The following is an 11,308-nucleotide window of genomic DNA, read 5'->3' on the forward strand; positions in this document are numbered from 1 at the left end:
TGACTGGAAAGAATCAAAAACTTGATTGGTGTGATTGTCTAGTGAGCACGAAAGGCAGGCGCGGGGTGGGGTGGCGAGTGCGGCTCGCTCGTGCATTTTGTCGCGTTCAATGCCTCGTTTTGTCGAATTTGCAGGCGTTGCGCGGCTTTTCGACATTAAGGGGGAAACGGGACGAAAATTCGACAAAACAAAGCTGTCGATGAGACAAAACGCCATAGGGCTTGGGGTCGCGCCACCACACCCACGGCGCTGGCGGGTTGAGCATTAGTTGGCTGCTGATGCCAAAGTAATTGTAATTTGGTATGAAGACGGCGAGCTCGGTTGCGTTCTGTTGACCCAAAAAAATTGCAACGAGCTGTCGCCAGCCCGTTGCGAAGAGACTTAGGTGCGCAGCCTCATCAAGCAAGCGCGATGCCAGTATTAATTTCATGCCGGCGCTTGTCAACGACGCATGCCTTTGGCTCAACAGATAATCATGTGGCTGAGCAAATAGGCCTGCCCGCAGTCCCGCCCGTCGTCTTCCTTCCAATCAAGCGCCTGAGTCTTTCGGGAATTGGGCCGTGTTGTATTGACTGACCTGGCTCTGGCCGCAATAGTGGATTGCGGGCACGAGCCCGCCTCGATACCAATCAGACGGAGACAATTTTGGACAATCCAATCAAACCCACCGCGCCTCAGCGACGCTGGCGCAGCGCCTGCCTGGCGGCATGCTCGGCCATGCTGCTGGCGGGTGCCGCCGGGCCGCTGCACGCACAATCAGAACAACTGCTCGCGGTTAACGCCAGCGCCTTTGGCGCCGTTGCCGCCAGCGGCATCATTACCGTCGACAGTGGCGCGGGCCTGGTGTTCAAGGTCCGGCAAAGTTCGGGCGACATTATTTCGATTCGCTATAACGGCGGGCCCGAGCTGCAATTGCAAAGCAAGTTTTCGCACATCAGCTCCGGTATTGGCGCGCCGACCACGTTCGCCGTGGCCGATGGCGTGGTGAAACTGACCTTGACCACGCCCACGCTGACGCATTACCTGCTGGTACGCCAAGGCGAAAACACGATCTATATGGGTACTTACGTCACTGCCGAACCGGCGGTAGGCGAACTGCGCTGGATCACGCGCCTGAACGGGGCGTTGGTGCCCGAGCGTCCACCCGCGTCGAACACGGAGGGCACTACCGGCGCAGTCGAAAGCGCAGACGTATTCGGTCTGCCGAACGGCGAGACGCGCTCCAAGTATTTTGGCAACCAGCGCGCCATCGACCTCACGCTGCGTGGTGTACGCGGCCCCGGCGTCGGCGTCTACATGGCTTACGGTAATCGCGAGTCCAGTTCCGGCGGGCCTTTCTACAACGATATCCAGTTCCAGGCCGCTGAAGTCTACAATTACATGAATTCGGGCCACAACCAGACCGAAGCATGGCGCACGGGTTTTCACGGTCCGTACGCGCTGCTGTTTACCAACGGCGACGCGCCCGCCATTCCGGACATGGGCTGGATGGGAGCGCATAACCTGAAGGGCTGGGTGGGCCCAGCCGGGCGCGGCGAGGTGGTGGGCGCGGGCTTGAGCGGCATGAACAGCGCCTACCCGTACACCGTCGCGTTCGCCAATGCTGTTGCGCAATACTGGACGACGGCCGATCCCGTCACCGGCAGTTTTAGTTCGCCCGCGATGAAGGCAGGCAACTACAGCATGACCGTCTACAAGGGCGAGTACGCCGTGCTGACCGAACCGGTGACGGTGACGGCGGGGGGCAGCACCACCCTGGACAGCCGCAGCGTGCTGGCCGACCCGGGCAACGATGTTGCGCTCTGGCGCATTGGCAACTGGGACGGCACGCCCAACGAATTTGCCAACGGTGCGCGGCTGCGCGACATGCATCCATCCGACGTGCGCCAAGGTCCGTGGACCATGGGCGAATACAGGGTAGGAACGTCGGTAGCGGCGACCGATTTTTCGCCTTACCAGTGGAAAGATGTGAACGGCAACATTACGATCAAGTTCAACTTGCGCAAGAGCCAGATCGCACCCTTGACGCTGCGCGCAGGCATCACGGTGGCGCAATCGGGCGGGCGGCCAAAAGCCCAGGTCAACGGCTGGGTCGCGCCCAATCCCGGCGCCTCGAACCAGCCGAACAGCCGCAGTATTACGCTGGGTAGCTTTCGCGGCAACAACAAGATGTATACTTACAACATCCCGGCCAACGAGTTGCTGGTGGGGGAAAATACCATTGTCTTGAGCGTCATCAGCGGCTCCGGCGGCGTCCAGTACTTGAGTCCCGCCTACGCCTACGATGCCATCGATTTGATCAAGACGCCCTGACGCCGCGCCTTGTTTGCGCTGGCGGCAGGGCGCAGGGCATTGGCCTCGCCCCCACCGGCGGCGCAAATCATCATCTTGATTATTTGGGTGCCGGTTCGATCAATGCCAATCATTGCTTGTACGATGGCCGCAAATCAAAGGGCCGCCAGCGCCCGGCGGGCGTGCCCGAACAACGCTTTTTTTTCGGAGAATGACAAGTGCAATCGATGACCTGCATTGAGGACCTGCGGCTATTAGCCAGGCGCCGGGTGCCGCGCATGTTCTACGACTATGCCGATTCGGGCTCCTGGACCGAATCGACTTACCGCGCCAACAGCGACGATTTTGGCGCCATCAAGCTGCGCCAGCGCGTGGCGGTCAACATGGAAAACCGCTCGCTTGCCGTCACCATGGCTGGCCAGCACGCGGCCATGCCGGTGGCGCTGGCGCCCACGGGCCTAACCGGCATGCAGCATGCCGACGGCGAGATCCTCGCGGCCAAAGCTGCCGAAGCGTTCGGCGTTCCTTTTACGCTCTCGACGCTGTCGATCTGCTCGATCGAAGACGTCGCCGCCCACACCAGCGCCCCTTTCTGGATGCAGATCTATGTCATGAAGGACCGCGCCTTCATTGAACGGCTGATCGAGCGCGCCAGGGTGGCCCGATGCTCGGCGCTGGTCCTCACGCTGGACTTGCAGATACTCGGCCAACGCCACAAGGATTTGCGCAACGGCCTGTCGGCGCCGCCGCGCCTGACCTTGAAAAACATCGCCAACATGATGACCCGGCCACGCTGGTGCATGGGCATGCTGGGCACGCGGCGGCGCGGCTTTGGTAACGTGATCGGGCACGCGGCAGGGGTGACGGACATGTGCTCCTTGTCGTCGTGGACCTCGCAGCAGTTCGATCCCGCCCTGTCCTGGAGCGACGTCGAGTGGATCAAGCGGCGCTGGGGCGGCAAGCTGATTTTAAAAGGCATTCTGGACCCGGAGGACGCCGTGCTTGCCGCGCAATGCGGGGCCGACGCGCTGATCGTGTCCAACCACGGCGGGCGCCAGTTGGACGGTGCGCGGTCGAGCATTTCGGCCTTGCCGGCGATTGTGGAGGCGGTCGGCAAGCAGGTCGAGATCCACATGGACGGCGGCATCCGCTCGGGCCAGGACGTGATCAAGGCCGTGGCGCTTGGCGCGCGCGGCGTCTATATTGGCCGGCCCTTCCTGTACGGGCTGGGGGCGGGCGGGCAGGCGGGCGTGGCGCGCTGCCTGGAGATCATCCGTAATGAACTTGACATCACGATGGCGCTTTGCGGACACCGCGATATTGCCGACGTTGGCCGTACCATCCTGGTGCCCGGCACCTATTAGGAAGCAACTCAGGAAGCAACGCATGACGCAACTCATGAAGCAACTCATGAATGAACTGCCTACGGCGCCGGTCATTACGGCGATGCGGGTGGTGCCGGTGGCTGGCCGCGACAGCATGCTGCTGAACCTGAGCGGGGCGCACGGCCCTTATTTCACGCGCAATATCGTGATGTTGACCGACAGCGCGGGCCACACGGGCCTGGGCGAAGTGCCGGGCGGGGAACCGATCAGGAAAACGCTGGAAGAGGCGCGCGAACTGGTGCTGGGGCGGACGCTGGGCGCCTACCAGCAAGTCCTGAACGGCGTGCGCGCCGCCTTCGGGCAGCGTGACGCGGGTGGCCGCGGCTTGCAGACGTTCGACCTGCGCGTGACCGTCCACGCCGTTACGGCAATCGAGTCAGCCTTGCTTGACTTGCTCGGCCAGTTCCTTGGGGTGCCGCTGTGCGCGCTGCTGGGCGAAGGGCAGCAGCGCGACAAGGTGCCCATGCTCGGTTACCTGTTTTACATTGGCCAGTCCGATCGCGCGCCAGGATACGCCGCCGAACCGGACGCGCCCGATACCTGGTCGCGCATCCGGCGCGAACCCGCGCTCACGACCGAGGCGGTAGTGCGCTTGGCCGAGGCGGCGCAGGAGCGCTACGGCTTCAAGGATTTCAAGCTCAAGGGCGGCGTACTGCGCGGCGACCAGGAAATGGAGGCGGCCGCTGCGCTGGCCGAACGGTTTCCCGATGCGCGCATCACGCTCGACCCGAATGGCGCATGGTCGCTCAAGGAGGCGATCCGCCTGTGCCGTGGCAAGGAGGCGGTGCTCGCTTATGCGGAAGACCCGTGCGGGGCCGAAGGCGTCTATTCAGGGCGCGAAACCATGGCCGAATTTCGGCGCGCGACCGGGCTACGTACGGCCACCAACATGGTCGCCACCGACTGGCGCGAGCTGGGGCACGCGTTCTTGCTGCAAGCGGTCGATATTGTGCTGGCCGATCCGCATTTCTGGACCATGCAAGGGTCGGTACGGGTGGCGCAACTGTGTCATGAATGGGGCTTGACGTGGGGTTCGCACTCGAACAATCACTTTGACATATCGCTGGCCATGTTCACCCAGGTCGGCGCCGCCGCGCCGGGGCACATTACCGCGCTCGACACGCACTGGATCTGGCAGGACGGCCAGCATCTGACGCGCGAGCCACTGCGCATTGTCGACGGCGAAGTGGCGCTGCCGGCCAGGCCCGGGCTGGGCGTCGAGGCTGACATGGACGCGATCGAAGCGGCGCACCAGCTCTATCTGCGTCATGGACTCGGGGCGCGCGACGATGCTTGCGCCATGCAGTATTTTTTTCCCGGCTGGACCTTCGACCCCAAGCGGCCCAGTTTCGTGCGCTAGCAGCAGCGTGTTGATTGCAGCCCAATTGCAGCCTGATTACGGCCTGATTACGGCCTGATTACGGCTAGATTATGGCTTGAGCGGCGCCCACAGCAGACCGCGTGCCAGCGCCGCCCGCTCGGGCGACTGCGCCCCCTCGTCAGGCTTGCTGGCGGCGTATTGCGAAGCCGGTCCATCGAGAACGAACAGCCGCCGGCCACCCTTTTTCTGTTCCTCCAGACCGCGTTTGATGCCGGGAAAACTGCGCATCAGGCGCTCGTAACTGCCATCGTCCTGCGCAATCTTCAAGCCAAGCTCGATACGCTGCGCGAGCGCCTTGTCCTTCCGATTGACAAAAAAGTAGAACGGCGCCGGATAGTAGAGCATCAGGCTTTTCTCGATGCGCAATCCGGCCTCGCGGTGTATGCTTTCTTCATTCCACACTTCATACAGCCCGCGCGGGAAGTAGTCGAAGCGTTTGAGCACCAGCATCTCGAATAGCGCGTTGTAGTGCAGCGACGTTGTCACCTGGTAGCCGTTGCTGCGCATGATGTCGCTATCCACCCATTGCGCACCCATGCCGGCGCGCAGTTTGCGCAAGTCATCGGCCGTGCGCACCTGGTCGAACACAGCCTGGTCCTGTTCGCGTATCAGGAGCACACGGTAATTGTTCAACTCGCGCAGCAGTGAAATGCGCACGGGCAGCAGCTGCTCTTCACGAGCAGGGTTGCTTGCCGTCCAGATCAGGTTGATGGCCTTGCCGGCGCGTAGTTCCTCGACGCTGCGTTGCACCGACACGTGGCGCGGGTAATAGTCAATCGCAAAGGCACCATGGCTCGATTCTGTCTTGCGCAAAGCCAGTTCTAGCGCCTGCGGAAAAAATTGGGCATGCCCGCGCGCGCTCGTTTCAATCGGCGGGATGATGATCCTGAGCGCTTGCGCGCCGGCCTTGGCCCCCCCCGTCAGCAGTACCAGGGCGCAGCCGATGCGGGCCAGATGGGTGAACAGTGCAGGGCACATGCGATTCACCGCGCCAACGCGCTGGCCTGGGCGATGCTGCCCGCTTCCACGCTCACGTCGTCCATGCCGGCCGCTTCCCCCGCCTGGCGTTCGATGATCACCGTGATCCGGCGCGCGCCTGTTCCTGCGAGTAGCGGCACGCGCCATTCGGCCGGCGCGAACGCGCTCTTGGTGCCCGCCAAACGGCCATCGAGCCAGACTTCAGCCTTGCCTGCGATGCGCTTGAAACGCAGGTGGGCGTTGCCGTCTGATAGATTTTTGCGCGGCGTGAAGCTGGTGCGAAACAGGTTGAACTGACCGCCTTTTTCGGCGTCCAGCTTGGCCGGCGCCTGCTGGCCCCAACCCCACACTTGCAGCTCGCTTTCGCTGGGATTGGATGCCGGATCGGGCCGCGTAGCACTGGCCGGGGCGATGCGCCAATTCCCAAGTTTAGTGGGCGCAGCGCCGGCTGCCGGCGCGAACGGCATTGCGCCGACCGCTTTGACGGGAATGCGCACGCTGGCTGCGCGCAGTCCCGGTGCGCTGGCCGTCACCTGCAGCATGCCTGCGCTCTCAAAGCTGCTTTGCACGATCAGCTGGGCCAGGCCGTTGAACAATTTGCGCGTGCTGCCTTGTTCATCTTCGTGCGAATTCGGGTCGCCATTGCCATGGCCGATCGCGCGGCCCGCGCCTGACACGTCGAAGGTCAGCTGGGCGCTGTCGGTGGGCACCGCGCGCCCCTGCGCATCGATGGCGCGCACGGTAATGGGCATGGCGTCGCGGCCGTCGCCGGCCAGCGCATCGCGGTCGGGGACCATTTCAAGGGCCACGGCCGGGCCGGTGGTTTCCACGCTGGCGCGCGCCACTTCGCGGCCGTGATTGAAACCAACCGCTTCCAGCTTGCCGCTCTGGTAGGGGACGGTGAAGTAGTTCATACGGTACGGGTCGATCGCCTGTTCGCCGATCACGCGCCCGTTCAGCAGCAGCATGGCGCGTTCCACATTGGCCATCACCATCACGCGGATGTCCTTGCCTTCCTTGCCGGCCCAGTTCCAGTGCGGCGCAAGGTAGATCAGCGGGCGGTCCTTGATCCACTGCACCTGGTGCAGGTAGTAGGCCGTCTTGGGAAAGCCGTTCATGTCCATGATGCCAAATACGGAGCTCACCGACGGCCACACGTTGGGCGTGGGCTCGCCCCGGTAGTCGAACCCGGTCCAGACAAAACTGCCTGCCACAAAAGGCCGGGTGGCGATGGCTTGCCAGGCGTCGCGGTGGCTGTTGCCCCACTGTGCGAAGTCGTCGTCGTAGCTGGCGATCAGGTTTTTGCCGGCGTCGGTGGAAAATTCGCCGCGCGTCATGAAGGCGGACGTGTCTTCGGAACTGGTGAACGGCTTGCCGGGATTGGCCTTGTGGTACTTGTCGTAGTCGCCCACGTGATAGTTGGCGCCCACCACGTCCACCGCCTGCGCCACGTTGCGCTCGCTAAAGTAGCCGCCGTTCATGGCGGCCGTCACCGGCCGTGTCGCGTCCAGCGTCTTGACGGCGGCGACCATGCGGCGCACCATTTCGTAGCCCACTTCGGTGCCTTGTTCGGGTTCCTCGTTAAACACGGACCACAAGATGACGCCGGGACGGTGGCGGTCTCGCCGCACCATCCATTCAAGCTGCAGCAGGTAGTCTGGCGAGGGATTAAAGTTACGGTTCTCGTCCATGACCAGGAAACCCATGCGGTCGACCATGTCCATTACCTCGGGCGCGACGGCGTTGTGCGAAAAGCGGATCGCATTGACGCCCAGTTCCTTTAGGCGGCGCAGGCGGTATTCCCAGATCGCGTCGGGCACGGCCACGCCCACGCCCGCGTGGTCCTGGTGAATGCACACGCCTTGCAGCTTGACGTGCTGCTCGTTGAGGAACAAGCCTTGCTGCGGATCGAAGCGGATGGTGCGAAAGCCCGTGTGCAGCATCGTTTCGTCGAGCAGCTTGCCATCCTGGCGCACCGTCACGCTCACGCGGTACAGATTGCGCTGTTCCAGCGACCAGCGCGCCGGCGCCTTGATTGCCAGCGGCAGCGTGACGGTGGTGTTGGCCAGCACGGGTAGCGCGACCCGGCGCGCAGCGCTCGCGGCCAGCTTGCCGTCCGGCGCAAACAGGCTTACTTCAACGCTGACCTTGGCCGGGCGGTCGGCGCTGTTATTGAGCGTGACGCCTACCGGCAGCGACCAGTCATGGCCTTTGACCAGGCGCGCGGTGGCAGCGACGCCATCGGTCACCACATGTACGCCATTGCTTTTGACCAGCCACGCGTGGCGATAGATGCCCGCGCCTTCGTACCACCAGCCTTCCATCGGGTTGGCGTCGGCGCGAATGGCGATGGTGTTGCCAGCGTCGCCGTAGCGCAGGTAGGGCGTGATGTCGATGTTGCTGGCGTTGTAAGCAGACCAGTTGCGGTGCACCAGGTTGCCGTTGACCCACACCGTGGCGTGGGTGGCGATGGCGTCGAACTGCAGTTCCATGTGGCGGCCGCGCTCGCTTGGATCGATACGCAGGTAGCGCCGGTACCAGCCGACCCCGCGCGGGCGGTAACCCTGGGCGCTGTTGCCGTTGGGGTCGAACGGGCCTTCGACCGCCCAGTCGTGCGGCAGGTCGAGGGCGCGCCAGTCGGAGTCGTCGTAGGTGGTGGCGGCGGCGCCGGCGGCGTTGCCGGCCTTGGCGTTGTTGTAGCTGGGGTCGGCGCCCTTGATGTCGGGCGGGGTGATGTCACCGAGATGGAATAGCCAGCCGCGGTCGAGGGACAGGCGTTCGCGGGGCGACGCCGCGGCGCCGGTAGTGGAAGGAGCGGTGGCAGCGGCGGCGGTAGCGGCGAAGGCGGCCAGACCGAGCGCCATGGCGGCAAGCGCGCAGATGAAGCGGCGCTGCCCAGCCTGTCCGTAGATGGCTTCCATGTCTCGCTCCAATAATTATTCTATGGAGCAATATTAGGCAAGGGCGAGGGCGGGGTCCAATGCCTTTTTTCACCGAAGCCATATCATTTTTGTGAAAACCAGTATCAAGTTTGCCACTAACCGATCATTTCAGGGTGGCTGCCCGTTCACTTTAGTCGCCCGGGCCATCGCCTGGCATGGTGTCGGCCATCAGCCTGAGTTCTTCCTCGCTCAGCTCCTCGGGCGCCTTGATCGCGTCGTCGGCCGCTTCCTCTGCCGCTTCCTCTGCCGCTTCCTCTGTGTCTTGCTCTGTGTCCTCCTCGGTGTCTTGCACGATGCCTTCCTCGTTCCCTTGCCCTTGCTCCGGCAGCTGGTTCATGTCGCACCTCCATAAAGCAAGTCTGACCGCCCTGGCCGCCGGGAGTTCAATCGCCAGCCTTGACCGACCCGATCCCATCGACTTGCTTGCGCACCGTGCGCGGGTTGCCGTAGTAATTGAGCGAGCCCATGCCCTGTACCGTCGCGTCGAGCTTTTGGCTGGCGTACACTTTGACCGCGCCAATGCCTTCAAAGTTGACGTTGGCCTCCTGCGCCAGCAGCGCCTTGGTGTCGACGTCGCCAACGCCCTGGGCATTGAGCTTGAGCTGCCTGACCTTGCCTGTGGCCACCAGCCGTCCTGCGCCCTGGAAACCGATATCGATCTTGTCGCCGTTAATATTTTTCAGCTCGACCGAACCGGCGCCCTCGACGTTGAACGAACTAAGCGTGGGCATGGCGATGTTGATCGTCGAGTCGCTGTTGACCTCGTGCTTGTCGGTTTTGGGGAAGGTGATCACGAGTTTGCCGTCGACGACCTTGGTCATCACGCGCTTGAGGAATTTGTCGTCGCCCTTGAGCACGAGCGACTGGGTCTTGCCCACTTCTACGATCATGTTGACCGGACCCTGGGCGCTCACGCCCGTAAAGGGAGGCATGGGACGGGTTTGTTCGGCGGCGCCGGCAACAGCGCTGGCCAACAAGCTGAACAACAATACAGCGAAAGAGATAGAAGTGCGCATGGTCGTTTCCTCGGTAAGCAATGTTTGGTTTCTTGAAAGAACACAATCATCGTAACGGGGGGCCATGCGCGCGGCAGCCTGTTTGCGACAGGCTGCATTATTGCCGGTCTGAGCGGTAAAACCGCGTCAACCATGCGCCGTCAAAAAGGATCCATCGCCGCGGTGAACTTGCCCGTCGTGTCCATGGCGCCAAAGGTATAGCCCTGCCAGCCCGGATAGGCTTGCGGCTCCCAGTAAAACACGCCCAGGCCGTTGGCGCCCATCGCGCGCGTCTTGGCCAGCAAATCGGTCAGCATGCTTTTACTGGCCGCCGCCTGCTGCCAGTCCATGCCCACTTCGGCAATCATGACCGGTTTGCTGTAGCGCGCGATCATGTCCCACATGGTGTCGGACACGTAGCGGTTGTAATTTGCCCAGTCGGCCGGTGGCGGGTAGTGCGACATGGCGGTCACGTCCCATTTGCCGCCGTTGGCCTTGAGCCGGTCGAAGAACGACCGGAATTCGTTCATCTTGTAGCCGTTGGCCAGGTGGACGATCACCTTGGCGTTCGGATACACCGCTTTGCTCGCGTTGTAGCCGCTGTTGATCAGGCTTGCCAGGTTGGCAAAGTTGGCGGTGCTGCCTTCCGGCCACAGCATGCCGCCATTGATTTCATTGCCAATCTGTACCCACTCGACGTTGATGCCATTGGTCTTCAGGTAGTTCAAGATGCCCCGGGTGTGGCTGTCGACATCGTGCAGGAGCTGGGCAATCGTGTGGTTGGCCCACGCCGCCGGCTTGTTTTGTTTGCCCGGATCGGCCCATGCATCGCTGTAATGAAAGTCGATCATGATGCGCTGGCCCTGGGCGGCGGCGCGCTTGGCCTTGTAGAGCACGTCGGCGCCGCCGCTCCAGCCGCCGGCCGGGTTGACCCACACCCGCAGCCGGATGGCGTTGATCTGCAAGTTCTTCAATAGCAAAAACGGATCGGTCTGCACGCCCGCACTGTTATAGAACTTGTAGCCGCTGCTTTCCTGCTGGCTGACCCAGCTGACGTCGGCGCCGTTGGCGAAACTCTGGGCCGAGGCGCCGGCGGCCGCCAGGCCCAAACCGGTTGCAATGAGGGCGGTGCGGATGCGCTTCCAGATGCTGGATGTTGTCATTTTGTTGTCTCCTGTTATGTTTTATTGTGCTGCCTAATCATTGTGCAGAAAGGCGGCGTTCACCACTACTGAGACGTTCATATAGCAGAATGCATTGTGACTGTTCAGCCGCTATGCTGCGAGCTGGATAGGATTGCCTGTGAAGGCCCGAAGCAAGACCTCCAGCATTCCA

General features: G+C 62.6%; 9 protein-coding genes. 3 read left to right on the forward strand and 6 right to left on the reverse strand.

Annotated features, from left to right (window positions below; translation table 11 throughout):
- Window positions 1-106: 106 nt before the first annotated feature.
- Window positions 107-430, reverse strand: a complete 324-nt coding sequence (locus tag ACP7BV_RS13830) for a hypothetical protein (RefSeq protein WP_426104541.1) — start codon at window positions 428-430, stop codon at window positions 107-109.
- A gap of 215 nt (window positions 431-645) precedes the next feature.
- Between ACP7BV_RS13830 and ACP7BV_RS13835 the strand changes: the two genes are divergently transcribed.
- The 3 genes from ACP7BV_RS13835 to ACP7BV_RS13845 all read left to right on the forward strand — a co-directional run bounded on the left by ACP7BV_RS13835 (window position 646) and on the right by ACP7BV_RS13845 (window position 5,037).
- Window positions 646-2,313, forward strand: coding sequence for a rhamnogalacturonan lyase B N-terminal domain-containing protein (locus tag ACP7BV_RS13835; RefSeq protein ID WP_426104543.1), 1,668 nt, complete (start codon window positions 646-648; stop codon window positions 2,311-2,313).
- Between the two features lie 206 nt (window positions 2,314-2,519).
- Window positions 2,520-3,656 (forward strand): alpha-hydroxy acid oxidase, encoded by a 1,137-nt coding sequence (locus tag ACP7BV_RS13840; RefSeq protein ID WP_426104545.1) that lies wholly within the window; start codon window positions 2,520-2,522, stop codon window positions 3,654-3,656.
- 22 nt (window positions 3,657-3,678) lie between these two features.
- Window positions 3,679-5,037 (forward strand): enolase C-terminal domain-like protein, encoded by a 1,359-nt coding sequence (locus ACP7BV_RS13845; RefSeq protein ID WP_426104547.1) that lies wholly within the window; start codon window positions 3,679-3,681, stop codon window positions 5,035-5,037.
- 69 nt (window positions 5,038-5,106) lie between these two features.
- Here the strand turns inward: ACP7BV_RS13845 and ACP7BV_RS13850 are convergent, their stop codons facing one another.
- The 5 genes from ACP7BV_RS13850 to ACP7BV_RS13870 all read right to left on the reverse strand — a co-directional run bounded on the left by ACP7BV_RS13850 (window position 5,107) and on the right by ACP7BV_RS13870 (window position 11,136).
- The gene (locus ACP7BV_RS13850) at window positions 5,107-6,036 is read right to left on the reverse strand and encodes a hypothetical protein (RefSeq protein ID WP_426104549.1); all 930 of its coding nucleotides are present in this window, start codon (window positions 6,034-6,036) and stop codon (window positions 5,107-5,109) included.
- A gap of 5 nt (window positions 6,037-6,041) precedes the next feature.
- On the reverse strand, window positions 6,042-8,957 hold the full coding sequence (galA, locus tag ACP7BV_RS13855) for a beta-galactosidase GalA (protein ID WP_426104551.1): 2,916 nt from the start codon (window positions 8,955-8,957) through the stop codon (window positions 6,042-6,044).
- 151 nt (window positions 8,958-9,108) lie between these two features.
- Entirely contained in the window at window positions 9,109-9,315 is a 207-nt protein-coding gene (locus ACP7BV_RS13860; protein WP_426104553.1) for a hypothetical protein, read from the reverse strand.
- A gap of 46 nt (window positions 9,316-9,361) precedes the next feature.
- Window positions 9,362-9,994: a head GIN domain-containing protein gene (locus ACP7BV_RS13865; RefSeq protein WP_426104554.1), complete on the reverse strand. Its 633-nt coding sequence runs from the start codon at window positions 9,992-9,994 to the stop codon at window positions 9,362-9,364.
- A gap of 140 nt (window positions 9,995-10,134) precedes the next feature.
- A complete protein-coding gene (locus ACP7BV_RS13870) occupies window positions 10,135-11,136 on the reverse strand; it encodes a glycoside hydrolase family 53 protein (protein ID WP_426104555.1) in 1,002 nt (333 codons plus the stop codon).
- Between the last annotated feature and the right edge of the window lie 172 nt (window positions 11,137-11,308).

This window comes from Massilia sp. TSP1-1-2 (assembly GCF_049896185.1).
Classification (GTDB): domain Bacteria; phylum Pseudomonadota; class Gammaproteobacteria; order Burkholderiales; family Burkholderiaceae_D; genus Telluria_A.